This is a genomic window from Streptomyces sp. CA2R106, assembly GCF_037034245.1.
In the GTDB taxonomy this organism is placed as follows: Bacteria; Actinomycetota; Actinomycetes; order Streptomycetales; family Streptomycetaceae; genus Actinacidiphila.
Genome location: NZ_JBAGKC010000001.1, coordinates 17555 through 42488, shown reverse-complemented (window position 1 = coordinate 42488; position 24934 = coordinate 17555). Strand labels below are relative to the sequence as shown.

Here is a 24934-nt window from a genome sequence, read left to right as displayed (position 1 = left end):
TGGGGGCGTGGGGACGGGGCGGGACGCCGGGGGTCTCAGATGTGGGGTTCCTCGACCGGGCCGCCGCGCAGGGCGAGGGAGCCGAGCGGGATCACCGGGCGCTTCCAGGTGGCGTTGGTGACCACGGCGAAGGAGGTGTACCAGGCGAGCACCGCGGTGACCAGGCCGAGCCAGCCGCCGACCTTGGTGACGCCGACCGAGGTCGCGAACTCGCCGACGGCCAGCACGATGAAGGTGGCGGACAGGGCGGCGAAGACCGACAGCAGGGCGGTGTTGGTGCGCAGCGCGGCGGCGGTCATGTAGACCGTGAAGACCGCCCAGACCAGCAGGTAGAGGCCGGTGGCCTGGTGTGCGGTGTCCGGCGGGAGCGTGCCGACGACGAACTTCACGTAGGCCGCGTACGACAGCCAGAACGCGCCGTAGGAGGCGAACGCGGTCGCCCCGAAGGTGTTGCCCTTGCGGAACTCCCACATGCCGGCGAGGAGTTGGATCAGCCCGCCGTAGAACAGCGCGAGCGGCAGCACCACGGTGAGCAGGTTCTGGTCTATCAGGTGGGCGTTGAAGGAGCTGAGCACGAACGTGGTGGACGCGAACCCGGCCAGGCCGAGTGGTCCGGGGTCGGCGATGGTGTCCGCGGCGGAAGGGGCTGGAGCCGGTGCGGCGGTGCTCATCTGCGGGTTTCCTCCTCGTCGAGGAATGCCGGGGGACGGCAGCGGGCTGCCGCCGGGGCCGTGCCCGGCCCCCGGTCCACGCTAGGTCGCACCCCGGGGACGTGACGTCCCTCACACCGCGCGGGTCGCCCAGCGGTCCCCGCCGCTCGGTGAACGGTCCTCCACCCACGGTGAACGGTCCCTCGGCGCCGGGCGGAAGGCGGTGCGCGCCCCTGTCCCGGGTGCGGTGCGATGGCCATAATGCGACGTATGAGCTCGGTGATCACCGTGGTGTCGGTCGCCCTGGTGGTCGCGGGCGCAGCGGCTGCCCTCTTCTGGCTGGTCCGGGGGCGGCGCGGGTTCGGCACCCCCGCGGACCGGGCCGCGTTCGCCACGCTCCACCAGGCGTCGCTGGCGGCGCCGCCGCTGCGCGACGGCCTGAACGCGGACTCCGCCCGGCGCGCCGCCCGCCATCTGCGCGCGCTGCTGGGCACGCCCGCCCTGGCGGTGGTCGGCGCGGAGACGCTGCTCGCCTGGGAGGGCCCGGGCCGCAAGCACGCCGCGGACGCGGTCGCGCACGCCAGGGACGCGATGGACGCCGGCCGCCCGTGGGTGGTGCCGGCCGAGGCGATCGCCTGCGCGGACCTGGACTGCCCGGTGCGCAGCGCCGTCGTGGTGCCGCTGGTGGTGGACGGCCTGGTGGTGGGCGCGCTGTCGGTGTACGCGCGGCAGGTGTCGGCCGGACTGGTCCGCGCCGCGGGCGAGGTCGCGCACTGGGTGATCTCGCAGCTCGAACTCGCCGAGCTGGACCGTTCCCGGACCCGGGTGATCGAGGCCGAACTCAAGGCGCTGCGCGCCCAGATATCCCCGCACTTCGTCTACAACTCGCTCACCGCGATCGCGTCCTTCGTCCGCACCGACCCCGATCAGGCGCGCGAACTGCTGCTGGAGTTCGCCGAGTTGACCCGGTACAGCCTGCGCCGGCACGGCCAGTTCAGCACGCTCGCGGAGGAGTTGCACTCCGTGGACAGCTATCTGCGCCTGGAGCGCGCCCGGTTCGGCGCCCGGCTGCGGGTGGATCTGCTGATCGCCCCCGAAGTCCTGCCCGTCGCCGTGCCGTTCCTGTGCCTCCAGCCGCTGGTGGAGAACGCGGTCCGGCACGGCCTCGGCCCGAAGGCCAGTTCGGGCCGGATCACGATCCGGGCCGAGGACGCCGGTACGGAGTGCCGGATCAGTGTGGAGGACGACGGCGTGGGCATGGACCCTGAGCAGGTGCGCGCGCAGCTCGCCGGAAAGGCCGGCGGGGACTCGCTGGGCCTGGCCAATGTGGACGAACGGCTGCGCACGGTCTACGGCGACGAGTACGGGCTGGTGGTGGAGACCGCACCGGGTGCGGGGACGAGGATCAACGTCAGGGTGCCCAAGTACCGGAACGGGGTGCACGCTTCGTGAGACCGCTACAGGTCCTCGCGGTGGACGACGAGCCGCCCGCGCTGGAGGAGCTGACCTATCTGCTGCGCGGCGACCACCGGGTGGGCCGGGTGCTGGCGGCCGGCGGCAGCGAGGAGGCGCTGCGGCTGCTGGAGGACGGCAGCACCGACGCCGTCTTCCTCGACATCCGCATGCCGGGCCTTTCCGGCCTGGAACTGATGCGGGTACTGGGCCGGTTCGCGCACCCGCCCGCGGTGGTGTTCGTCACCGCCTACGACGACTTCGCGGTCTCCGCGTTCGCCCTCAACGCCTGCGACTACCTGCTCAAACCGGTCGGCCCGCAGCGCCTGGCGGAGGCGGTGCGCCGGGTGGCCGCGCTGATCGGGAGCGGCGGCGCGCCGGGCGGCGCGGTGCCCGACGGCGGCGGGTACGCCCGTCCGGCGCCGGAGCGGCCCGCGCCGCCGGCCCCGCCCGAGGACCGGATACCCGTGGAGGCGGGCGGGGTCACCCGCTTCGTCTCCCGCGACGAGGTGTCCTATGTGGAGGCCCAGGGCGACTACGTCCGCCTGCACACCCGCGGCGGCGCGCCCCTGGTCCGCGTCCCGCTGTCCGTACTGGAGGAGCGCTGGGCGCCGCACGGCTTCCTGCGCATCCACCGGCGGTTCCTGGTGGCGCTGGGCCATGTCGAGGAACTGCGCTCGGACGCCGGGCACTGGACGGTACGGGTCGCCGGCGGCGAACTCCCGGTCAGCCGACGGCACTCACGCGAGCTGCGCGAACTGCTGACGCGGTGGGCGCCGCGCCCCGGCCCGGGGTACGGCAACCCCGCGGCCGGCCCCGGGGCTTCGGATTCCGGCCAGGGGCCCGGCCCGGGTCACGGCTCGGGTCTCGGCCCGGGGTCCGGCTCCGGTCCCGGCGGCCGCAGGTGACCGGCGGCCACCAGCCGCCCGCGCCGCCGCCCCGCAGGACCGCGGTGTCCGGGCCGCGCAGGCACCGCCCCGGCGGCTGGTCCGCCCGTACCCGCGCCGCCGACCTGCACACGCAGCCACGGCTCGGCCAGGTCTACGTACGCTCCCTCGTCCGCGACCAACTACGGCTCGCACTCGGCGTGTTCGCGGTGCTGGTGGTGGTGCTCGGCGGCCTGCCCGCGGCGTTCGCCCTGCTGCCCGGGCTGCGCACCGCCGAGGTCTTCGGCTTCCGCCTGGCCTGGCTGCTGCTCGGCGTGGTCGCCTACCCGGTGCTGGTCGGCATGGCCTGGTTCCACATCCGGCACGCCGAGCGGGTGGAACGCGACTTCACCGACCTGCTCAACGGCCCCGACCCGGCGGCGGCACCCGGCCCCGCCCGAGGAGCCGCGAACCAGCCCGCCGCGCAGGAAGGTTCCGCCGGCGCGGCGCCCGCGGGCGGGTCCGAGAACAGCGGTGCCGGGTGAACCCCGTGCTCGGGCTGGTCGCGCTCGGCACCGTCCTGGTGGCGACCGTCGCCGTCGGCGTCTACGGGCTGCGGCTGTCCCGCGCCACCTCCGACTTCTACGTGGCCTCCCGCGAGGTCTCCCCGCTGTGGAACGCCTCCGCGATCAGCGGCGAGTACCTGTCGGCGGCGTCCTTCCTGGGCGTCGCCGGACTGGTGATGGCCTACGGCGTGGACATGCTGGCGTACCCGGTCGGGTACGCGGCCGGCTACCTGGTCCTGCTGCTGCTGATCGCCGCCCCGCTGCGCCGCTCCGGCGCCTACACGCTGCCGGACTTCGCCGAGGAGCGGCTCGGCTCCACCGCGGTGCGCCGGGTGGCCGGGCTGCTCGTCGCGGTGATCGCCTGGCTGTACCTGGTGCCCCAACTCCAGGGCGCGGGGCTGACGTTGCAGACGGTGACCGGGGCTCCGCGGTGGGCGGGGGCGGTGGTGGTCGCGGGCGCGGTGGTCGTGGTGTCCGCGGCGGGCGGCATGCGCAGCGTCACCCTCGTGCAGGGCCTGCACTTCTGGCTGAAGCTGGTCGCGATCGCGGTGCCCGCGCTGTTCCTGGTGCTGGCCTGGCACAGCGCGGGGTCGCCGGCGCTCACCGGCGGCGACGTGCCGCGCTTCGCGCACCGTACGGTGGTCCGCGTCCAGGACCCGGTGCGCTTCGACGTCCGCGCCCCGGTGACGGTCGCGGTCGACGGCTCCCTGGACGGGCGCACGTACGGCCCAGGGCGCGAACAGCCGTCCGGCGGGCGGGAGTCGGCGCCGCAGGCCGTACGGCTGGCGGCGGGCGAGCACTCCGCCGGGGCCGGCGTACGGCTCACCTTCCCCGCCGGGGTGCCGGTGCCGCACCAGGCGGGCCTGGCGCCCGCGACCGGCGCGGCGTGGGCCCGGCCGCTGTCCGGCGCGGGCGGCCGCGCCCACCCGCTGTACGCGGTCTACTCGATCCTGCTCGCCACCTTCCTCGGCACGATGGGGCTGCCGCACGTCCTCGTCCGCTTCTACACCAACCCCGACGGGCGGGCCGCGCGCCGTACGACGCTGCTCGTACTGGTGCTGCTCAGCGTCTTCTACCTGCTGCCCCCGGTGTACGGGGCGCTCGGCCGGGTGTTCGCGCCCCAACTCCTGCTCACCGGCAGGACGGACACCGCGGTGCTGGTGCTGCCGCAGATCGTGCAGGGCGGCGAGGCGGGGCGGCTGCTGGCGGCGCTGGCGACGGCGGGCGCGTTCGCGGCGTTCGTCTCCACCGCGTCGGGGCTGACCGTGTCGGTGGCCGCGGTGGTCTCGCAGGACCTGCTGCGCGGGTCGGCGCGCGGATTCCGGTGGGCCTCGCTGGTCGCGGGGGTGCCGCCGCTGGTGATGGCCACGATGACGTCCGGGCTGCCGGTCGCCGACGCCATCGGGCTCGCCTTCGCGGTCGCCGCGTCCTCCTTCTGCCCACTGCTGGTGCTGGGGATCTGGTGGCGCGGGCTCACCGACCGCGGCGCGCTGGCCGGGCTGGTGGCCGGCGGCGGGCTCGCCGCGGCGGCCGTCGTCGTCACCACCGTCCGCGGGCCGGGCCACGGTTGGGCCGCCGCGCTCCTGGAGGAACCCGCCGCCTGGACGGTGCCGATCGCCTTCGCGGTCATGGTCACGGGCTCACTGCTCACCCGCGGCCGCGTCTCGGCCGCCGCCGTGGACCGGGTGATGCTGCGGATGCACCTGCCCGAAGAAGTCACAGGACCGGCACCGGAATAGCCGCCGGACACACCGCCAATTCCTGGCGCCGGGAAACAGGTGTGGGCGGCGTAAGTAAATAAAATCGAGGTGAGCAATAGGCAGGTGTGAGCGCCGCCACCTGCACCGATGGTTCCTTTCCTTCGATTAAAACTCCCCGCCGGCCAATTAAGGCAGATCTCAGCGGATCTGGTGGATTTCACGCTCGAATCCATCGTAGATTTCTGGTGTCGCCACCGAACGGGGCAACAGAAAACACCGGACGAAGATCCACTGAGGAGAAATCATGAGCTTCCGCAAGATCGTTCCCGCCAAGCACAAGTCCACTCCCGCGCCGAAGCCGGCCAAGCGCAAGACCCGCAAGCCCGCGCCGGCGCCGCGTCCGAAGCACGCGCGCAACTGACGTCGACGCCGGCGCCCCCACCGGCGCCGGCGAGGCGGGTTCCAGGGCTCAGGGCCTTCGGAACCCGCCTCGGCGTGTGCGGGGCCGGAAAACCGGACGAGGAAGCAGAGGAAGAAGAGGAGGGGACGGATGGACACGCTGCTGGACGGCCGGGTGCCGGGCGCCTCGGACCGGCGGGGCCCCGCGGACGCGCCGAACGGGCTGTACCCCGCGGACGCCACCTCCGTACGGGCCGCGGCCCGCCGCTTCTGGCCGCTGACGGCCGGCGACCGCCGCTGGATGGTGCTGGTCGGCGTCCTCTCCCTGTGCACCGCGCTCGGCGAGACCGCCGCCATCCTGCTCTTCGGCGAACTGACCGACGGCGCGCTGCGCGACGGCGACCTCGGCGGCTTCTGGACGCCCGCCGCCCAGTGGCTCGCCGTGGCCGTCGCGACCGCCCTGTGCGGCTACCTCGGCAACACCCTGTCCGCGCTGCTGGCCGAGCGCTTCGTGCTGCGGCTGCGCGCCACCGTCTTCCGGCACCTCCAGACCCTCCCCCCGCACTACTTCCAGCGCCACCGCCAGGGCGACCTGGTCGAACGCCTCACCGGAGACGTGGAAGCCGTCGAGCAGATGGCGGTCTCCGGCGTGCTGCAAGGCGCCTCCGCCGCCCTGAGCGCCCTGCTCTACGCAGCCGCCGCGCTGTGGCTGCGCTGGGACCTGGCGCTGGCCACCTTCCTGACCGCGCCGCTGTTCCTGTACGCCGCCAAGGGCCTGTCCGGGCGGATGAGTTCGGTCTCCCGGCAGGAGCGGCAGGCCGACGGCGCCCTCACCTCCGTCGTCGACGAGTCGCTGGACAACATGATGTTCACGCAGGCGTACAACCGCGAACGCGCCGAGGAGCGGCGGCTGGAGGGCGCGGCCCGCGCGTGGCTGCGCGCCGCCGTCCGGGGCGCCCGGCTCGACGAGTGCTACCAGCAGTCGATCGAGGTCATCGAGACGCTGTGCGTGCTGGGCATCATCGGCCTGGGCGCCTGGGAGATCTCCGCGGGCCGGATGTCGCTGGGGCAGCTGCTGGCGTTCGCCGCGTTCATCGGCTACCTCTACCCGCCGATCCGCGCCCTGGGCGGCCTGACGCTGACCGCCACGGCCGCCTCCGCCGGGGCCGAGCGGCTGGCCGGCATCCTCGACGCGCGCCCGGCGGTGGGCGATCCCGCACTCCCGGCGCCCGCGGCCGTACCCGCGGCGGCCCGCGGCGCCGGGCGGCTGGACCTGCGCGGTGTGCGCTTCGGCCACCCCGGCGCCGCCGCGCCGGTGCTGCGCAACGTCTCCTGCACCGTCACCCCCGGCGAGTTCGTGGTCGTCACCGGCCCGAGCGGCGCGGGCAAGTCCACGCTGCTCGCCCTGCTCACCCGCTTCTACGACCCGGACGCGGGCACGATCCGGCTGGACGGCACCGACCTGCGGGACCTGCCGCTGGACCGGTTGCGGCAGGAGGTCACGCTGCTGCCGCAGCGCACCCACATCCTCAGCGGCAGCGTCCGCGAGAACATCGCCTGCGGCCGCCCCGGCGCCACCGACGAGGAGATCGAGCACGCGGCCCGCGCGGCCGGCGCCCACTCCTTCGTCACCGCTCTCGACGACGGCTACTTCACCGCGCTCTCCCCCCGCACCACCCGGCTGTCCGGCGGCCAGCTCCAGCGCATCGCGATCGCCCGCGCCCTGCTGCGCGACACCCCCGTCCTCGTCCTCGACGAACCGACCACCGGGCTCGACGCCCAGGCCGTCCACCACCTGCTGCCCGCGCTGCGCCGCCTGTCGGCCGGCCGCACCACCCTCGTCGTCAGCCACGACATGTCCCTCGCCGCCCTCGCCGACCGCGTGCTCGTGCTGTCCGGCGGCGAGATCGCCGAGTCGGGCACCCACGCCCAACTCCTCGCCCTGAACGGCCGCTACGCCTCCCTCCAGCCCTGACGGCCGGCCTGCCGGGGGGCGGCTGCACGCGCAAAGGCGCGCGGCCGGGTGGTGAACCCGCGGAACCCCCGACCCGGGCGGCCCCGGGGGCCATACTGGCTGGGTCACGCGTGACGGGTGAGGGAGACGCGGTGCGCCTGGGTACGAAGGTCGGCGAACGCTACCGCCTGACGGACGGTCCGATCCGGGGCGGCTCGGGCGAGGTCTGGCTCGCCCACGACGAGGAACTGGGCCGGGACGTCGTCCTGAAGAGAGTCCTGGGCGACGACAGCCCCACCGCCTTCGACCGGCTGCGCGCCGAGGCCCGCGTGCTCGCCCGCTTCTCCCACCCCCACGTCGTGACGCTCCACGACGCCGTCCGCGTGGGGCGCCGCACCCGCGCCACCACCTACCTGGTGATGGAGTACGCCCCCGGCGGCAGCCTCGACCGCCGCCCGCCGCTGCCGCCCCGCCTCGCCGCCCACCTCGGCGCGCAGGTCGCGGACGCGCTGATCGCCCTGCACGCGGAGGGCATCGTGCACGGCGACATCAAACCCGGCAACGTCGTGGCCACCGGCCCCCGCACCGTGAAGCTCGCCGACTTCGGCGCCGCCTACCGGGTCGGCGGCAAGGAGACGATCACCCCGAACAGCGCCATCGGCTACACCCCGCACTACGCGGCCCCCGAGGTGGTCCGCGGCCGGCCCGAGCCGGCCTCCGACGTGTTCTCGCTCGCCGCGGCGGTCCATGCCCTGGTCACCGGTGACGCGCCGCGGCCCCCGGGCGTGCCCGGCGACAGCGCGAGCGCCTACCGGGCGGGCCCGCACGCCCGGGGAGCCGTCGAAGTCGCCGCCGAGGTCGGTGAGTTGCGCGCGCCCCTGACGGCGATGCTGCGCCGCGACCCAGGCACTCGGCCGACCGCGGCCGAGGCGCGGGAGCTGCTGCGTACGGTGGCGGGTCCGGTCGCCGAACTGCCGGAGCTGCCCGACCCGTTGCCGTCGGCATCGCAGGACTCAGTGGCAGCCGAGGGCAGTTGGGCGCCCGCGCCGTTCCGTTCGGTGCGCCGCCGCGACCGCGGCCTGCTGCCGCAGGGGACGGGCCGCTTCCTGCGGGCCCACCTGCGGCCGGTGACCGCCGTGGCGGCGGCGGTCGCCCTGCTGGCCGTGGCCGCCGGCGTGTGGGCGGCCACCGGCGGCTCGGGCGGGGCCTCGGCCGCGCCGGACCCCGCGCCCGGTACGGGCACCGCCACCGGGTCCGCGTCCGCCGCCCTCTTCGGCGACCAGCGCACCGCCGACCCCTGCGCGCTCGCGAAGCCCGCCGCGCTGGCACGCTACGGCGACGCCGAACTCGACCCTGCCTACGGCAACTTCGACCGGTGCGACGTCATCGTGGACACCGGCGCCGGGCCGCGGATCGACATCGAGGTGGAGTTCGCCGACGGCTCCGCCCAGCCGCCCGGCACCGTCCGCACCGACGGCCGGGTGCGCGTCGTGGCCGAACCCGCCGACGGCGGCGAGTGCGACCGTACGCTCCTGCTCGACGGTGCCACGTCCAACGGCAGCGGCAGCGACGGCCCAGACGGCACCGATACCGGGAGCGGCACCAGCGGCTCCGGGCAGGGCGCACGGCACCGCACCGGCAGCGCCCACGCCGTCGTGACCGCGAAGCCCGCCGACGACTCCGCCCCCTCCGCCGCGGTCCTGTGCGGCATGGCCGACACCGCCACCACCGCCGCGGTCGCCGCCCTCAACGCCGTGCCGCCCGGCGGCCGGCTCCCGCGCCGCCAACCGCCGCTGCCCGACAGCTCGCTCGCCGCCACGGACGCCTGCACCCTGCTGCCCGCGACCGCCCTCGAAGTCGTCCCCGGCATCGACGCCGACCACCCGGACGTCTCCTACGGCAACTGGGGCTGCTCCTGGCGGAGCACCACCAGCGACCTCGACGTCGACCTCACCTTCGACCGGGGCGAGCCGCCCACCGCCGAGGACGGCACCGCCACCCGCCTCGGCGGCCACCGCGCCTTCGTCGAACCGCCGGACGACGGCAGCGTGGTGGTCGATGTGGTGCACCGCACCTACACCGGCAGCCAGGGCGACCACCTCGCCGAGACCTTCGAACTCGCGGTCAGCGGCTCGGGCGGCGACGCGCGGCTGCGCACCATGGCCACCCGCCTCGCCACCGCGGCCGCCGCCCGCCTGCCCGCCGGCTGACCCCTCCCCGACCGGCTTGCGGAGGGGTCCCGGACCACCCGGGCACACTCGGACAAAGAGGTGCGCCACGGCAGGCAAGGCGCGCGGGGGCCCCGGGGCCGCGCACCGGAGGGGAGCGCGCGGCCCACCCCCGACCCGGCTCGAGGAGGAGACAGTGACCAGCCCGGACAGCCTCGCGCGGGGCGCCGCGCCCGCCAGCCCCGGCACGCTCCACGCCCGCACCGTGACCGGCGGCCTGAAGGTGGCACCGCGCACCGGTCTGGTGATCAGGTTCGGCCGCGGCGAGCGGCCGGACGACGTGGACCTGCCGGTCGGCGAGGACGACCTGCGGGTCAGCCGCCGCCACGGCGAACTCACCTACCGCAAGCGCCAGTGGTGGCTGCGCAACACCGGCCGCCAGCTGGTCCGGCTGCCGCACGGCCGCCTCATGCACAGCAGCACCGAACCCATCCCCCTCGCCCCCGGCTACACCCCGGTCTTCGTCCGCGGCTCCGGCTACCGCGAGCACCTGGTCGAGCTCTACGTCACCGGCCACGACGAGCGCGGCGCCGTACCGCGCCGCCGCGCCGAGACCCTGCCGCCCAAGGTCTGGCCGCTGGACGACGACGAGCGGCTGCTCCTGGTCGTGATGGGCCAGCACTACCTGCTCTACGAGGACGGCCCGCGCCCGCTGGCCTACCGCCGCACCGCCGAGCAGCTCGCCTGCCTGCGCCCGGACGGCAACTGGAGCGTGCGCCGGATCGAGTACAAACTCGCCGCCCTGCGCCGCCGGTTGCACGACGGCGGCTTCCCGTACCCGCTGATGCACGACGGCGACGACGGCACCCCCTGGGACAACAACCTCCTGCACAACCTGCTGCGCGGCCTGGTCGAGTCCACCACCCTCGTCCCCCCGGACCTGGACCTGATGGACCCGGACCTGATGGACCCGGGCCCGGCGGACCTCGACCCGCGTACCGGGAGCGGCGGCGGCATCGCCTAGTCCTGGCAGCCGTCGGCGCTTCACGGCCGGTTCACGCGGCGGCCAAGCGGGCGTGAGGACGCGACGGCACTCTGGCGGTTGGCCGTTACCCACTGGTAATACGGAGCGGGGCGCGCACCGGGCACACCCGGGGCCTGCCCCGACCACCCGCCAGGACCACCGTCAGGAGACTTGTCCATGCGCGCAGCCAGCAGACGCCAGTTCCTCTCCGGTGCCTCCGCCGCCGCGGCGGCGGCCGCCCTGACCCTGGCGGACAGCCCGTTCGCATCGGCGGCGGCCCACGATCGCGCGGTCGCCGCCACGGCCGCGCGTGCCGTCGCGGTCGAGGGCACCACCCTCGCCCAGGCCGCGACGGCCACCGGCAGCGGCACCTACAAGCGCCTCGCGGCCGGGCCCGGTTGGCCGCTGGTGGTGCGCACCGAACTTGCCGCGGGCGGCGCGGGCCGGGACACCACCCGCACCGGGCTCGCCTCGTTCGTGCAGTTCACCGACCTGCACCTGGCCGACACCGAGTCGCCGGTGCGCTTCGAGTACCTCGCGCAGTACATCGACTCCGCCTACCGCCCGCACGAGGCGCTGACCGTGCGCGGCGCCGCCTCCCTGGTCGACCGGGTCAACTCCCTTGCCGGCGGCCCCTACACGGGCCTGCCCTTCTCCCTGGTGATGGCGACCGGCGACAACACCGACAACCACGAGCAGGTCGAACTCGACTGGTACCTCACGGTGATGAGCGGCGGCGCGATCACCCCGAACACCGGCGACACCTCCCGCTACGAGGGCGTGCAGAACTCCGGCTCCGCGCAGTACTGGAACCCCGAGTCCGCCTTCCAGGACACCTACAAGAAGGCCGGCTTCCCGCAGGTGCCGGGCTTCCTGGCCGCCGCCGGACGGCCGTTCACCGCGAGCGGGCTGCGCACCCCCTGGTACACCACGGTCGGCAACCACGACGACAGCATCGAGGGCACCCTGCCCGACCTGGGCCTGCTCGGCTCGCTCTACACCGGCGGCAGCAAGATCGAGGGCGTCGACGACGCGACCGCGGCCAAGCTCGCCGACGCCGTCCAGCACGACCCGGCGACCGCGGTCACCATCCTGCTCGGCCTGATCGGCGGCGGCGGCCCGGTCCGCTCGGTCACCCCCGACGCCCGCCGCGCCCCCTTCACCCCGAAGCAGTTCGCGCAGGCGCACCTCGCCACCGCCGTCACCGGCCCCGGCCCGTACGGCCACGGCTTCACCCAGGCGGCCGCCGACAGCGGCAAGCTCTACTACACCTTCCCGATCGCCGACGGCGTCCTCGGCATCAGCCTGGACACCACCAACCGCGCCGGGTGGGCGGACGGCTCCATCGGCTCCGCGCAGCTGAAGTGGCTGGAGGCGGTCCTCCAGTCGTACAGCACCCACTGGTACGACACCGACGGCAACGTGGTGCGCCGCGGCTCCCAGGACCAGCTGGTCGTCCTGTTCAGCCACCACACCAGCACCACCATGGGCAACACGCTGCCCGACCCGTACAACCTGTTCGACGGCCGCCACACCGGCACCGAGCTGGTCACGCTGCTCCAGCGCTACCCGAACGTGGTGGCCTGGGTGAACGGCCACACGCACGCCAACCTCATCACCCCGCACGGCCACGCCGTGCCCGAGCGCGCGTTCTGGGAGATCAACACCGCCTCCCACGTGGACTTCCCGCAGCACGCGCGGCTCATCGAGATCGCCGACAACCAGGACGGCACCCTCTCGCTGTTCACCACGCTGGTGGAGTCGGCCGCCCCGTACGCGACCGACTTCACCAGCACCGGCGAGGCCGACCTCGCCGCCCTCTACCGCGAGCTGTCGTTCAACGACCCCTACGCCACCCCCGCCGCCAAACTCGGCACCTCCGCCGACCACAACACCGAGCTTCTGCTGGCCAAACCGGGCGCCTGACCGCGCGCCCGACGGGGGCGGCTCAGTGGTGCGTGACCGCCAGCACGGCGGTGTGCCCGCGCACCGACACCACCCGGACCGAGATGCTGTTCAGCGCCGCCGTGCCCCCGGGGCTGACGCCCGACTCCAGGTGGGTGCCGCCCCCGTCGGCCGTGACGCTCACCCCGTCGGCGCCGCCCCGCGTACGGGTGAGGGCGCGCGGGCCGGTGCGCCACCGGGTCCGGCGGGATCGGTCAGTGCGGGATCGGTCAGTGCGGGATCGGCACGGCCGCGCCGCGCACGCTGACGCCGGCGGCCGGGTCCGCGGGGACGCCGACGGTCAGCACGCTCGGCCGGCCCATGTCCTCGCCCTGGTGGACGGTGAGCACGGCCGGCCGGTCGACCAGGCCGAGTTCGCCGAGGTAGCCGCCGAACGCGGCCGCCGCGGCGCCGGTGGCCGGGTCCTCGACCACCCCGCCGGGCGGGAAGGGGTTGCGGGCGTGGAAGACCGCCGCCGACTCCCGCCACACCAGGTCGACCGTGGTCCAGTCCCGGCGGCGCATGAGGTCGCCGAGCGCGGCCATGTCGTAGTCCAGCGCGGCCAGCCGCTCCCGGGTCGCCGCGGCGATCACCGGGTGCCAGGCGCCCGCGTAGGCGACCCGGGGCGGCAGCGCCGGGTCCAGGTCGGCCGCGGACCAGCGCAGCGCCGCGAGCAGCTCGGCCAGGTCCGCCGCGGGCAGCTCCCGGGAGCGGGGCGGCACGCTCACCAGCTCGGCGGTCATGACGCCGTCGGGCCCGAGCACGGCCGCCACCCGGACCGGCCCGGCCGCGGTGTGGAAGTCCCGCTCGCCCGGGCCGTGTTCGTACGCGTGGGCGACGGCGGTCGCGATGGTCGCGTGCCCGCAGAAGGGCACCTCGGCCAGCGGGCTGAAGTAGCGGACGTCCAGGCCGCCGTCCGGGCGCGGCACCGCGAACGCCGTCTCGGAGTACCCGACTTCGGCGGCCACGGCCAGCATCTCCGCCGCCCCCGCCCCGCCCGCGTCGAGCACCACCCCCGCGGGGTTCCCCCCGGCGGCGTCGGTGGCGAAGGCCACATACCTCAGCACGTCCATGCCCGCACGCTAGCGCCTCCCCGGCGCCCGTCCACGAGCCGGGCCTCAAGCAGCCGCGGACGCCGACGCCTTGGCCTGGCGCACCCCGCGCAGAGCGCCGGACCAGGCGATCACCTGGTCGAGCATGCCGTCAACGGCGGTGTCGAGGCCCTCCTGGGGGACGAAGGCGCCGGTGCGGAACGAGGGACGGGTCGAGATGGTGGGCTGGGCGCGGACCGTGGCCACCTGGAGTTCGGCGAGCACGAGTCGCAGCGCCTCGGCGGCCCGGGCCCCGGCGACCCAGCCCCCGTAGCTGATGATCCCGGCGGCCTTGTCGTTCCACTCCCGGTAGACGTAGTCCAGGGCGTTCTTCAGGGCTCCGGGGTAGGAGTGGTTGTACTCGGGGACGACGAACACGTAGCCGTCGAAGCTGTCGACGAGTGCGCCCCAGGCGCGGGTGTGGTCGTGCTGGTACTGCTGGAAGTTCGGGTTGCCGGGCTCGTCGAGGTTGCCGAGGCCCTGGTCGGCGAGGTCGACGAGGTCGTAGTCGGCTCCCCCGTGGGCCCGGGCGGCCTGAAGTGCCCAGGCGGCGATCTGGTCGCCGCGGCGTCCGGGGCGGGTGCTTCCGAGGATGAGTGCGATGCGGAGCGGCATGGCTTCCTTCCGAGTGAGTTGTCACGTCAACTCTAGGTCGAGATGAGTTGAAACGACAACTTGGCTGGTCGCGGTATCCTCGACGGCATGACGGAGACGCGGGCGCTGGAACCCGAGGACTGGGAGTTCTGGAACGTCTGGATGCGCGCGCAGCGCCTGCTCACCCGGGAGCTGGAGCGCGGCCTGCAAAGCGACTGCGACATCTCGAAGGCCGAGTTCAGCGTGCTGGTGACGCTGTGGCAGGCCACCGGCCGCGAGGTGCGCGTCGGCGAGCTCGCCGAGTCGCTCGACTGGGACAAGAGCCGCGTCTCGCACCAGCTGACGCGCATGGAGAAGCGCGGCTTCGTCGAGCGCACCCGCTACGGGGCCGACGGCCGCCGCGCGGGGGTCGGGCTGACCGCCGAGGGGCGCCGCGCCGCCCAGAGCGCCGTCCTCGTGCACGGTCGCAACATCCGCCGCCACTTCCTCGACCCGCTGCCCCCTGAGCAGGCATCAGCCATCCGGGAGTGGAGCGAGCGGGCGGTCGACCGCCTGGAGCCGCGTCGCAGCGAGGCCGCCGGCGACGACGCGTCCTAGACCCACCGCACCGCACCCCACCCAACGCCGATCCGGCCACGGCACCCGCCCGGACCTCGTGCGTACGGGGCACCGCCCCGATTCTGCTACGCTGATCCAGCGACATCAGCCCGCCGAAATGTCCGAACGGAAACAGGAAGTCCCCCGGGATTTCCGGTGACCGGGACGGCATGGTCCGGGCGTCGCGAAAAACCGGTGCGAGAGCGGGGCACATCATGTGTCACACTTGTGCCGCACCAAGCAAGGTCCTGTGGAGCAGTTTGGAGTGCTCGCCACCCTGTCAAGGTGGAGGCCGCGGGTTCAAATCCCGTCAGGACCGCTGCGGCTGGGTAGCTCAGTTGGTACGAGCGACCGCCTGAAAAGCGGTAGGTCGCCGGTTCGACCCCGGCCCCAGCCACCGCACGACGAAGGGCCCTTCTCCTCGGAGAGGGGCCCTTCGTCGTGATCCGCGTCACCCCGGCCGCGCTGCCCGCCGGGCCACCCGCCGGTCCCGCTCCCGCGCCGCACCCGGACCGGCCGCGCACCCCCCGCGAACCCGCGGAAAAATGCGTTCGCCCGTCCTCCCCGGCAGGTGCGATGCTGGATCGCGTATGTCTACGCAACCCTCCTCCCCCGCCGAGTTCGCCGGACTCGCCGCGCGGCTGCCCGCGCTCTCCTCGCGCGACGAGCAGCGCCTCGGCCGGCGGCTCGACGGCGCCCGCCGCATCCGCAAGCCCGAGGCGCGCGCCGCGGTGCTCGCCGAGCTCGACACGGAGATCGGCCGGGCGGAGGCCCGGATAGCCGCCCGCCAGGCCGCCGTGCCGCGGATCACCTACCCCGAGGCGCTGCCGGTCAGCCAGAAGAAGGACGAGATCCTGGCGGCCGTCCGCGACCACCAGGTGGTGATCGTCGCGGGCGAGACCGGCTCCGGCAAGACCACCCAGATCCCCAAGATCTGCCTGGAGCTGGGCCGGGGCGTGCGCGGCCTGATCGGCCACACCCAGCCGCGCCGGATCGCGGCCAGGACCGTCGCCGAGCGCGTCGCGGAGGAACTGCGCACCCCGCTGGGCGAGGCGGTCGGCTGGAAGGTCCGCTTCACCGACCAGGTGGGCGACTCCACCCTGGTCAAGCTGATGACCGACGGCATCATGCTCGCCGAGATCCAGACCGACCGCGAGCTGCGCGCCTACGACACGATCATCATCGACGAGGCCCACGAGCGCAGCCTCAACATCGACTTCATCCTCGGCTACCTCGCCCAGCTGCTGCCGCGCCGCCCCGACCTCAAGGTGATCATCACCTCCGCCACGATCGACCCGGAGCGCTTCTCCCGGCACTTCGGCGACGCCCCGATCGTGGAGGTGAGCGGCCGCACCTACCCCGTCGAGGTGCGCTACCGGCCGCTGCTGGAGGAGGGCTCCACCGAGGCCGACCGGGACCAGATCACCGCGATCGCCGACGCCGTCGACGAACTCCAGGCCGAGGGGCCCGGCGACATCCTGGTCTTCCTCTCCGGCGAGCGGGAGATCCGCGACACCGCCGACGCCCTCACCAAGCGGCAGTTGCGCGGCACCGAGGTGCTGCCGCTGTACGCGCGGCTGTCCTCCGCCGAGCAGCACCGGGTCTTCCAGGCGCACAGCGGCCGGCGGATCGTGCTGGCCACCAATGTCGCGGAGACCTCGCTGACCGTCCCGGGCATCCGCTACGTGATCGACCCGGGCACCGCCCGCATCTCCCGCTACAGCCACCGCACCAAGGTGCAGCGGCTGCCGATCGAGCCGATCAGCCAGGCCAGCGCCAACCAGCGCAAGGGCCGCTGCGGCCGTACCTCCGACGGCATCTGCATCCGGCTGTACGACGAGGAAGACTTCCTGGCCCGCCCGGAGTTCACCGACGCGGAGATCCTGCGCACCAACCTCGCCTCGGTGATCCTCCAGATGACCGCGGCCGGGCTCGGCGACATCGCGAAGTTCCCCTTCATCGACCCGCCGGACAGCCGCAACATCAAGGACGGCGTCCAGCTCCTGGAGGAACTCGGCGCGCTCGACCCGCAGCAGAAGGACCCCCGCAAGCGGCTCACCCAGACCGGCCGCAAGCTCGCCCAGCTCCCGGTCGACCCGCGGCTGGCCCGCATGGTGCTGGAGGCCGACCGCAACGGCTGCGTACGCGAGGTGATGGTGATCGCGGCCGCCCTGTCCATCCAGGACCCCCGCGAGCGCCCCGCCGACAAGCAGGCCCAGGCCGACCAGCAGCACGCCCGGTTCAAGGACGAGAGCAGCGACTTCCTGTCCTTCCTGCACCTGTGGGCGTATCTGCGGGAGAAGCAGAAGGAGCTGTCCTCCTCCGCCTTCCGCCGCACCTGCCGGGCGGAGTTCCTCAACTACCTGCGCATCCGCGAGTGGCAGGACATCTACAGCCAGCTCCGCCAGGTCGCCCGGTCGCTCGGCATCACCGTCGGCCCGGAACCGGCCGGCGACCAGGACGCGGCCGACCCGCAGCGCGTGCACGTGTCGCTGCTGGCCGGGCTGCTGTCGCACCTGGGCCTGAAGGACACCGACAAGAACGAGTACCTGGGCGCCCGCAGCGCGAAGTTCGCGGTCTTCCCCGGCTCGGCGCTGTTCAAGAAGCCGCCGCGCTGGATCATGTCGGCCGAGCTGGTGGAGACCTCCCGGCTGTGGGCGCGGGTCAACGCGAAGATCGAGCCGGAGTGGGTCGAGCCGCTGGCCCAGCACCTGGTCAAGCGCAGCTACAGCGAGCCGCACTGGGAGAAGGACCAGGCCGCGGTGATGGCGTACGAGAAGGTGACGCTCTACGGCGTCCCGCTGGTCGCCCAGCGCAAGGTGAACTACGGCCGGATCGACCCGGAGACCTCCCGCGAGCTGTTCATCCGCAACGCCCTGGTCGAGGGCGACTGGCGCACCCACCACCAGTTCTTCCACGACAACCGCAAACTCCTCGGCGAAGTCGAGGAGTTGGAGCACCGCGCCCGCCGCCGCGACATCCTCGTGGACGACGAGACGCTCTTCGACTTCTACGACGGCAAGCTGCCCGAACACGTGGTGTCCGGCGCCCACTTCGACTCCTGGTGGAAGCACAAGCGGCGCGAGGAACCGGAGTTGCTCAACTTCGAGCACTCCATGCTGATCAACGAGAACGCGGAGGCGGTCACCAAGGCCGACTACCCCGACTCCTGGCGGCAGGGCGCGCTGAAGTTCCGGGTGACCTACCAGTTCGAGCCGGGCGGCGACGCGGACGGCGTGACCGTCCACATCCCGCTCCAGGTGCTCAACCAGGTGGTGCCCGACGGCTTCGACTGGCAGATCCCCGGCCTGCGCGAGCAGGTCGTCACCGAGCTGATCCGCTCGCTGCCCAAGCCGATCCGCCGCCACTACGTCCCCGCGCCGAACTACGCGAAGGCGTTCCTGGAGAGGGTCGCGGCCGGCCCGGACCCGCTGCCGGCGGTGCTGGCCCGCGAGTTGCAGAAGATGGTGGGGGTGCGGGTCGACCCGGAGGACTTCGACCTGTCGAAGGTGCCCGACCACCTGCGGATCACCTTCCGGGTGGTGGACGAGCGGCGCCGCAAGGTCGCCGGCCCCGCGGAGGACAAGGACCTGGAGGCGCTCAAGCAGCGGCTGCGGCCGAAGACGCGGGCGGCGATCACCAAGGCGTTCGAACGGGCCTCCGACCCGGCGCTGGCCACCCTGGAGCAGCGCACGGGCCTGACCGACTGGACGCTGGGCGCCCTGCCGCGCACCTTCGAGACCCGGCGGGCCGGCCAGCCGGTCAAGGCGTACCCCGCGCTGGTCGACGAGGGCGCCACGGTCGCGGTGCGGCTGTTCGACACCGAGCCGGAGCAGACCGAGGCGATGTGGCGCGGCACCCGCCGGCTGATCCTGCTGAACGTCCCGGTCAACCCGGCGAAGTTCGCCGCCGACCAGCTCTCCAACCAGCAGAAGCTGGCGCTGTCCCGCAACCCGCACGGCAGCGTGCAGGGCTTCTTCGAGGACTGCGCCACCGCGGCCGCGGACCGGCTGATCGCCGACCACGGCGGGCCGGCCTGGGACGAGGAGAGCTACCGCAAGCTCTTCGACGCGGTGCGTGCCGACCTGGTCGAGCTGACCGGCCGGGCGGTCCGGCAGGTCCAGCAGGTGCTCGCCGCCTGGCACTCCTGCGAGAGCCGGCTGAAGGACACCGCGAGCCCGGTCCTGCTGGCGAACGTGCGGGACGTCAGGGAGCAGCTGAGCGGCCTGGTGTACCCCGGGTTCGTCACCGCGGCGGGCCTGAAGCGCCTCCCGGACCTGATGCGCTACCTGGTGGCCGCGGACCGCCGCCTCCAGCAGATGCCGACGGGCGTCCAGCGCGACACCACCCGCATGGAGAAGGTCCGCGAGATCCAGGCGGAGTACGCCGAACTGCTGGCTTCCCAGCCCGCCGGGCGCCCGGTGCCCGCCGCGGTCCGCGACATCCGCTGGATGATCGAGGAGCTGCGGGTCAGCTACTTCGCCCACGCCCTGGGCACCGCGTTCCCGGTCTCGGACAAGCGCGTCTTCAAGGCCCTCGACGCCGCCTGGTCCTGACCCCGGTCCCGAGTTCGACCGCACCCCCTGACCTGCTGTACAGTCTGTCTCGCAACGAGGTCCTGTGGAGCAGTTTGGAGTGCTCGCCACCCTGTCAAGGTGGAGGCCGCGGGTTCAAATCCCGTCAGGACCGCAGCAGATGAAGCATCTTTGAAGCCCGCTCCCGGGAGACCGGTGGCGGGCTTCTTGCTGTTCAGGGGCCGTCCGCAGGCGCGTGGCCCGTCCGCACGGGCAACGGCCGCCACTCTCCGTACGGGGTCCAGGAGGCCGTGTGCGGGCCGTTCCGGGGGCGGGGTGGGCCGTTACCGTCCGAAGCAAGTCCCGCCCGCCACAGGGGAGTTGGGAGCCGCCGTACCGCACTCGGGCGACGGCGGGACGGCCCGCGGGAGAAGCCGCTCCGTCAAGTCCCCGACGCACAGGATCGTTTCTCTACCGCATCGCAGGGAAGCCCCTCAAGTGCCGCACATGTGACGGTAGTCACGCCAAGTTGTGCGCAGCATAAGGAGCTCGGGACCCCTCACGAGGGGCTCAATTTAATATGTGCAATGGTACGTCCCGCTCACCCATGTGATCGGGCGCACAAAAAAGAAGATCGCACCGAGCCCGGCGGAGCCCGATGCGATCTTCTTACGGTCATACGGTCATACGTCCTGCTGTTCCACCCTCCCCGCCGGCCACCCGATGGGGGCGGACGACCGTCGGACGGCGACGTATGGGGTAGGGGCCCCACAAGCCGCCCAAAAGGGCTGTCAGGCCTCGCTGCGCTGCTGCGGGATCCCCGCAAGCAGCGCGCGGACCTCCGCCTCGCGGTAGCGGCGGTGCCCGCCGAGCGTGCGGATCGACGTGAGTTTGCCAGCCTTGGCCCAGCGCGTGACCGTCTTCGGGTCGACGCGGAACATGGTGGCGACCTCAGCAGGGGTAAGCAACGGCTCGGCATCAGGGGTGCGAGCGGTCATGAGCGGCCTCCTCGAGAGAACCGAACCAACGCGGTTCTTTCCTCTTAAATTCTGCACCTTGACCCGCGTTGCCCGATATGGGCGAACGCGGGCCGAGTCGGTAATAGGACGAACGGCTTGTCCTCGGCACTACAACTACACCATCCGTCCAGCCGCGTCGGCCAAACCGATGGATTTGCCCTCTCAGGTGTTCAAGCTCGACGGAAGCCGATGGACCGGGCCATAGCGGACAGTCACACCAACGTGACGATCAGTCACAGCGCGATCATCCGCCCCATCCCCACCGTCGGTGCGAGCCCGAGACGGACCCGATGTCCCATTTTGGCATGACAGATGGTGATGCAGGCAAGAGTCCGCTTACGTGCTCTGCGTCACGCTTGGGCCAATAGCACCATCACCAGGGGCAGAAGCACCGCACCGGCCGGACCGGAGACAACACCCGGCCCACCCGGAGACAACAGCCCGTCAGATCCACGACGGCCCCGCCGCGCGCCTCAGTTGGCGAACTGCAACTCCCGCACCGCCCGCCACCGGTCGGTCAGCCGCTCGTACGCCGTACCGGCCGCCGCCGAGTCGCCCTCGCGCAGCGCCGCCAGCCCCTCGGCCGCGTCCGCCGCCGAACGGTCGGCCGCCAGCGCCTCCGGGCCGATCACGTGCACCAGCCCGCCGTAGTCCAGCTCGACCAGGGAGCGGGGGTGGAACTCCTCCAGCCAGCGCCCCACGTCGACCAGCCCGTCCACCAACGGGCTCTCGTCCAGCGCCTCCCTGAGCACCCGCAGGCCCCGCGCCACCCGGCGCCGCGCCTGCACCATCGGGGTGCGGTAGCGCATCACCGGCTGCTTCGAGCCGCCCGCGGAGTCCGCCGCGCCGACCGGCTCGTACTCCCGCTCGTCGTCGCCGACGAGGATGAACCAGCGCACCGGCACGTGCCAGGTCGCCGAGCGAATCCAGGGCCGCGCGTCCGGGTGGCGCTCCCGCCACGCCTCGTGGTCGGCCGCGGCCTGCCGCCGGACCACCGGCGGCACCATCGCGTCCAGCACCGGCCCCGGCAGCTGGCCCTCCAACTGCTCCAGCGCCATCCAGCCGCGCAGCCGGGTCCGCCACGGGCAGACGTGGATGATCCCGCCCACCTCGGCGACGAACGCGTCCGGGCTCTCGTGCACCGGCACCGCGATCGGCGGCACCGGCACCAGCCCGGCCAGCGACTGCCGCAGCTCGTCCTGGGCGCCACGGGCCCGGCCCGCGACCGCGTAGCGGTGCCAGTGGGTCCGTTCGGGCTCGGGAAAGGCCGCCAGCGGCTCGTACACCCGCAGATACGACGTGTACGGGACCTGAACCGCCGAATCGCCCACGCCCGCTCCTCACCGCCGTGCCGCCTGCCGACGCCTCCGATCGTCCCACGGGTCCGCCACCGCCGGAGGTGATCCCGGCCACTGCGCCCAGGGCTACGCTGTGCCCATCGAACCCTCCGCCACCCCTACGGGGGGCGAGACGACCCGAACCCAATGGGACCGCACGCACCACCGGACTATGGGAGTCACCACCGTGACCGACGTACGTCAGACCGACGGCGGCAACGGCGCCGCCGTCATCGCCAAACTGTTCCGATCGGACCAGGGCGGACACGAACAGGTCGTCCTGTGCCAGGACCGCCCGACCGGCCTGCGGGCCGTGATCGCACTGCACTCCACCGCCCTGGGCCCGGCCCTGGGCGGTACGCGTTTCCACGCCTACGCCTCCGACGAGGAGGCCGTGGACGACGCCCTCAACCTCTCCCGCGGCATGTCGTACAAGAACGCCCTGGCCGGCCTCGACCACGGCGGCGGCAAGGCCGTCCTGATCGGCGACCCCGGCACCCTCAAGACCGAGGAACTGCTGCTCGCCTACGGCCGGTTCGTCGCCTCGCTGGGCGGCCGCTACGTCACCGCGTGCGACGTCGGCACCTACGTCGCCGACATGGACGTGGTCGCCCGCGAGAACCGCTGGACCACCGGCCGCTCCCCCGAGCAGGGCGGCGCCGGCGACTCCTCGGTGCTCACCGCGTTCGGCGTCTTCCAGGGCATGCGCGCGGCCGCCAGGGCCCAGTGGGGCGAGCCGACGCTGCGCGGCCGCCGGGTCGGCGTCGCGGGCGTCGGCAAGGTCGGCCACCACCTGGTGGGCCACCTCGTGGACGACGGCGCCCAGGTGGTGGTCACCGACGTACGCGCCGACGCCGTCGCCCGGATCACCGCCCGGTACCCGGGCGTGACCGCCGTCGCCGACGCCGACCGCCTGGTCCGCACCCCGCTGGACGTCTACGCCCCCTGCGCGCTGGGCGGCGCGCTCGACGACGCGACCGTGGCCGCGCTGACCGCCACCGTGGTCTGCGGCGCGGCCAACAACCAGCTCGCCCACCCCGGCGTCGCGAAGGACCTCGCCGACCGCGGCATCCTCTACGCCCCCGACTACGTGGTGAACGCCGGCGGCGTCATCCAGGTCGCCGACGAGCTGCACGGCTTCGACTTCGAACGGGCCAAGGCGAAGGCCGCGAAGATCCACGACACCACGTTGGCCATATTCGAACGGGCGAGGGCCGACGGAGTGCCGCCCGCGGTGGCCGCCGACCGCCTCGCGGAGCAGCGGATGGCCGAGCGCACCCCCGCCGCCGAGTGGCTGCGGCCGAGCCTGGGCTGAGCCCGGCGGGCCCGGGCCGTGCCGTCGGCGTGACCGACAGCACGGCCCGATAGCAAGTTCGCGCTAGAAGAAGGTAAAATCGGGCCTGACCAGGAACGACAGGGCCGCAAATATCCCCTGTTCCGACGCGCGTCGTGCGGGCGACGTACCGTGCGGCGTCGGAAGCAGGTACCGTTGAGGCCCTACGGACAGGTCTCTCTCCGCGGAGGCCGTCCGGATCATGAACGCGTGTCAAGACTCGGGGCCGTCGAGCCCCGCCGTTAAGGGGGTCGAGCCATGGGGCGCGGCCGGGCCAAGGCCAAGCAGACGAAGGTCGCCCGCCAGCTGAAGTACAACAGCGGCGGCACGGATCTCTCACGTCTGGCCGACGAGCTGGGCGCATCGCCGTCGAGGCCGGTTAATCCGGAGCCAGTCGAGGACGATGACGAGTTGGACGACGACCCGTACGCTCAGTACGCGGATCTCTACAACGACGATGACGAGGACGACGACCAGGACGAACAGTCCGAGCCGTCACCGTCGTCTCAACGCCGTCGCGCTTGACGCCGTCAACGCTTGAGGCCCGGCCCGGGGTCCGCCCCGGGCCGGGTTTCGTCGTGGGCGCGCCCGCGTACCGCGGGTAGTCGGCACCTCACGCGCGACCTGGCCGGGTCAGCCGGCGGCACCATGGTCGCCGGTCAGCTCCACGGCCGGCGCGCCGCTTTCGCGTGCCCGGATCTCGCCGGCCACCCAGGCGTCCACGTCGCGGTCGGCGAGCACCGCCAGCGCCACGTCCACCGACGCGCGCGGCAGCACCGCCATCATGCCCACGCCCATGTTCAGCGTCTTCTCCAGCTCCGCGCGGGGCACCCCGCCCAGCTCGCCGACCAGCCCGAAGACCGGCCCCGGCGTCCAGGTGGCCCGCTCGACGACCGCCTGGAGGTGGTCCGGGATCACCCGGGCGAGGTTGTTGGCCAGACCGCCGCCGGTGATGTGCGAGAAGGCGTGCACCTCGGTGGTGCGGGCCAGCGCCAGGCAGTCCAGCGAGTAGATCCGGGTCGGCTCCAGCAGCTCCTCGCCGAGCGTCCGGCCGAACTCCGGCACCTCGCGGTCCAGCGCCCAGCCGGCCCGGTCGAAGAGCACGTGGCGCACCAGGCTGTACCCGTTCGAGTGAAGTCCGGAGGACCCGATCGCGAGCACCGCGTCGCCCGGCCGGACCCGGTCCGCGCCCAGCAGCCCGTCGGCCTCGACCACGCCGGTGCCCGCGCCCGCCACGTCGAAGTCGTCGGGGCCCAGCAGCCCGGGGTGCTCGGCGGTCTCGCCGCCGACCAGCGCACAGCCGGCCAGCACGCAGCCCTCCGCGATGCCCTTGACGATCGCCGCGACCCGCTCCGGGTAAACCTTGCCGACGCAGATGTAGTCGGTCATGAACAGCGGCTCGGCGCCGCACACCACCAGATCGTCCACGACCATGCCGACCAGGTCGTGGCCGATCGTGTCGTAGACCCCCATCCGGCGGGCGATGTCCACCTTGGTGCCCACGCCGTCGGTCGCCGACGCGAGCAGCGGGCGCTCGTAGCGCTTCAGGGCCGAGGCGTCGAAGAGCCCGGCGAAGCCGCCGAGCCCGCCGACCACCTCGGGGCGGGACGCCTTGCGCACCCACTCCTTCATCAGGGTGACGGCGCGGTCGCCCGCCTCGATGTCGACGCCCGCGGCTGCGTAGCTGGCACCGGTTGTCTCAGACATGGCTGGGGGAACCTTCGTG

General features: G+C 73.4%; 19 protein-coding genes and 3 tRNA genes. 15 read left to right on the top strand and 7 right to left on the bottom strand.

Annotated features, from left to right (window positions below; all coding sequences use genetic code 11):
- Nucleotides 1–35: 35 nt before the first annotated feature.
- Nucleotides 36–671, bottom strand: coding sequence for an acetate uptake transporter (locus tag WA788_RS00205; RefSeq protein ID WP_335970282.1), 636 nt, complete (start codon nt 669–671; stop codon nt 36–38).
- Nucleotides 672–920: 249 nt separating this feature from the next.
- On the opposite strand from WA788_RS00205, the gene WA788_RS00200 reads away from it, so the two are divergent.
- The 8 genes from WA788_RS00200 to WA788_RS00165 all read left to right on the top strand — a co-directional run bounded on the left by WA788_RS00200 (nt 921) and on the right by WA788_RS00165 (nt 12705).
- A complete protein-coding gene (locus WA788_RS00200; RefSeq protein ID WP_335970279.1) occupies nt 921–2102 on the top strand; it encodes a sensor histidine kinase in 1182 nt (393 codons plus the stop codon).
- Nucleotides 2099–3010: a LytR/AlgR family response regulator transcription factor gene (locus WA788_RS00195; protein WP_335970277.1), complete on the top strand. Its 912-nt coding sequence runs from the start codon at nt 2099–2101 to the stop codon at nt 3008–3010. The genes WA788_RS00200 and WA788_RS00195 overlap by 4 nt, the downstream gene beginning before the upstream one ends.
- The gene (locus WA788_RS00190) at nt 3007–3513 is read left to right on the top strand and encodes a hypothetical protein (RefSeq protein ID WP_335970274.1); all 507 of its coding nucleotides are present in this window, start codon (nt 3007–3009) and stop codon (nt 3511–3513) included. The genes WA788_RS00195 and WA788_RS00190 overlap by 4 nt, the downstream gene beginning before the upstream one ends.
- Nucleotides 3510–5273 carry a sodium/solute symporter gene (locus WA788_RS00185; RefSeq protein WP_335970273.1) on the top strand — a complete coding sequence of 588 codons (1764 nt, stop codon included), beginning with the start codon at nt 3510–3512 and terminating at the stop codon, nt 5271–5273. Before WA788_RS00190 ends, WA788_RS00185 begins: the two co-directional genes overlap by 4 nt.
- Nucleotides 5274–5784: 511 nt before the next feature.
- Nucleotides 5785–7608, top strand: a complete 1824-nt coding sequence (locus WA788_RS00180) for an ABC transporter ATP-binding protein (protein ID WP_443033927.1) — start codon at nt 5785–5787, stop codon at nt 7606–7608.
- 131 nt (nt 7609–7739) lie between these two features.
- A complete protein-coding gene (locus WA788_RS00175; protein WP_335970270.1) occupies nt 7740–9797 on the top strand; it encodes a serine/threonine-protein kinase in 2058 nt (685 codons plus the stop codon).
- A 154-nt stretch (nt 9798–9951) separates the two neighbouring features.
- Complete coding sequence (locus WA788_RS00170) at nt 9952–10779, top strand: FHA domain-containing protein (RefSeq protein ID WP_335970267.1); 828 nt, start codon at nt 9952–9954, stop codon at nt 10777–10779.
- Nucleotides 10780–10956: 177 nt separating this feature from the next.
- Complete coding sequence (locus tag WA788_RS00165; protein WP_335970265.1) at nt 10957–12705, top strand: TIGR03767 family metallophosphoesterase; 1749 nt, start codon at nt 10957–10959, stop codon at nt 12703–12705.
- Nucleotides 12706–12727: 22 nt separating this feature from the next.
- Here the strand turns inward: WA788_RS00165 and WA788_RS00160 are convergent, their stop codons facing one another.
- The 3 genes from WA788_RS00160 to WA788_RS00150 form a co-directional block, all read right to left on the bottom strand.
- Nucleotides 12728–12868 carry a hypothetical protein gene (locus tag WA788_RS00160; RefSeq protein WP_335970262.1) on the bottom strand — a complete coding sequence of 47 codons (141 nt, stop codon included), beginning with the start codon at nt 12866–12868 and terminating at the stop codon, nt 12728–12730.
- 85 nt (nt 12869–12953) lie between these two features.
- Complete coding sequence (locus WA788_RS00155) at nt 12954–13796, bottom strand: PhzF family phenazine biosynthesis protein (protein WP_335970260.1); 843 nt, start codon at nt 13794–13796, stop codon at nt 12954–12956.
- Nucleotides 13797–13841: 45 nt separating this feature from the next.
- Nucleotides 13842–14429 carry an NADPH-dependent FMN reductase gene (locus WA788_RS00150; RefSeq protein ID WP_335970258.1) on the bottom strand — a complete coding sequence of 196 codons (588 nt, stop codon included), beginning with the start codon at nt 14427–14429 and terminating at the stop codon, nt 13842–13844.
- An 87-nt stretch (nt 14430–14516) separates the two neighbouring features.
- On the opposite strand from WA788_RS00150, the gene WA788_RS00145 reads away from it, so the two are divergent.
- The 5 genes from WA788_RS00145 to WA788_RS00125 all read left to right on the top strand — a co-directional run bounded on the left by WA788_RS00145 (nt 14517) and on the right by WA788_RS00125 (nt 19694).
- Entirely contained in the window at nt 14517–15005 is a 489-nt protein-coding gene (locus WA788_RS00145; protein ID WP_335970255.1) for a MarR family winged helix-turn-helix transcriptional regulator, read from the top strand.
- Between the two features lie 244 nt (nt 15006–15249).
- Nucleotides 15250–15324, top strand: a tRNA-Asp gene (locus tag WA788_RS00140).
- A 4-nt stretch (nt 15325–15328) separates the two neighbouring features.
- Nucleotides 15329–15402 (top strand) — tRNA-Phe (locus WA788_RS00135).
- Nucleotides 15403–15595: 193 nt separating this feature from the next.
- Entirely contained in the window at nt 15596–19561 is a 3966-nt protein-coding gene (hrpA, locus tag WA788_RS00130; RefSeq protein WP_335970253.1) for an ATP-dependent RNA helicase HrpA, read from the top strand.
- A 58-nt stretch (nt 19562–19619) separates the two neighbouring features.
- Nucleotides 19620–19694, top strand: a tRNA-Asp gene (locus WA788_RS00125).
- Between the two features lie 616 nt (nt 19695–20310).
- On the opposite strand, the gene bldC is transcribed toward WA788_RS00125, so the two are convergent.
- Together bldC and WA788_RS00115 are read right to left on the bottom strand one after the other, a co-directional pair.
- Nucleotides 20311–20517, bottom strand: coding sequence for a developmental transcriptional regulator BldC (bldC, locus tag WA788_RS00120; RefSeq protein WP_003949541.1), 207 nt, complete (start codon nt 20515–20517; stop codon nt 20311–20313).
- Between the two features lie 494 nt (nt 20518–21011).
- Nucleotides 21012–21869: a hypothetical protein gene (locus WA788_RS00115; RefSeq protein ID WP_335970250.1), complete on the bottom strand. Its 858-nt coding sequence runs from the start codon at nt 21867–21869 to the stop codon at nt 21012–21014.
- A gap of 178 nt (nt 21870–22047) precedes the next feature.
- Between WA788_RS00115 and WA788_RS00110 the strand changes: the two genes are divergently transcribed.
- Both WA788_RS00110 and WA788_RS00105 read left to right on the top strand, forming a co-directional pair.
- Nucleotides 22048–23190, top strand: a complete 1143-nt coding sequence (locus WA788_RS00110; protein ID WP_335970247.1) for a Leu/Phe/Val dehydrogenase — start codon at nt 22048–22050, stop codon at nt 23188–23190.
- Between the two features lie 276 nt (nt 23191–23466).
- Entirely contained in the window at nt 23467–23733 is a 267-nt protein-coding gene (locus WA788_RS00105; RefSeq protein ID WP_335970244.1) for a DUF3073 domain-containing protein, read from the top strand.
- 108 nt (nt 23734–23841) lie between these two features.
- Here the strand turns inward: WA788_RS00105 and purM are convergent, their stop codons facing one another.
- A complete protein-coding gene (gene purM, locus WA788_RS00100; RefSeq protein WP_335970241.1) occupies nt 23842–24915 on the bottom strand; it encodes a phosphoribosylformylglycinamidine cyclo-ligase in 1074 nt (357 codons plus the stop codon).
- Between the last annotated feature and the right edge of the window lie 19 nt (nt 24916–24934).

What these genes read in the sequence shown, in the direction of transcription:
- WA788_RS00165 (WP_335970265.1), top strand. Translation starts at nt 10,957, where the DNA reads ATGCGCGCAGCCAGCAGACGCCAGTTCCTCTCCGGTGCCTCCGCCGCC.
- WA788_RS00180 (WP_443033927.1), top strand. Translation starts at nt 5,785, where the DNA reads ATGGACACGCTGCTGGACGGCCGGGTGCCGGGCGCCTCGGACCGGCGG.
- WA788_RS00200 (WP_335970279.1), top strand. Translation starts at nt 921, where the DNA reads ATGAGCTCGGTGATCACCGTGGTGTCGGTCGCCCTGGTGGTCGCGGGC.
- bldC (WP_003949541.1), bottom strand. Translation starts at nt 20,517, where the DNA reads ATGACCGCTCGCACCCCTGATGCCGAGCCGTTGCTTACCCCTGCTGAG.
- WA788_RS00205 (WP_335970282.1), bottom strand. Translation starts at nt 671, where the DNA reads ATGAGCACCGCCGCACCGGCTCCAGCCCCTTCCGCCGCGGACACCATC.
- WA788_RS00105 (WP_335970244.1), top strand. Translation starts at nt 23,467, where the DNA reads ATGGGGCGCGGCCGGGCCAAGGCCAAGCAGACGAAGGTCGCCCGCCAG.
- hrpA (WP_335970253.1), top strand. Translation starts at nt 15,596, where the DNA reads ATGTCTACGCAACCCTCCTCCCCCGCCGAGTTCGCCGGACTCGCCGCG.
- WA788_RS00150 (WP_335970258.1), bottom strand. Translation starts at nt 14,429, where the DNA reads ATGCCGCTCCGCATCGCACTCATCCTCGGAAGCACCCGCCCCGGACGC.
- WA788_RS00155 (WP_335970260.1), bottom strand. Translation starts at nt 13,796, where the DNA reads ATGGACGTGCTGAGGTATGTGGCCTTCGCCACCGACGCCGCCGGGGGG.
- WA788_RS00110 (WP_335970247.1), top strand. Translation starts at nt 22,048, where the DNA reads ATGGGAGTCACCACCGTGACCGACGTACGTCAGACCGACGGCGGCAAC.
- purM (WP_335970241.1), bottom strand. Translation starts at nt 24,915, where the DNA reads ATGTCTGAGACAACCGGTGCCAGCTACGCAGCCGCGGGCGTCGACATC.
- WA788_RS00145 (WP_335970255.1), top strand. Translation starts at nt 14,517, where the DNA reads ATGACGGAGACGCGGGCGCTGGAACCCGAGGACTGGGAGTTCTGGAAC.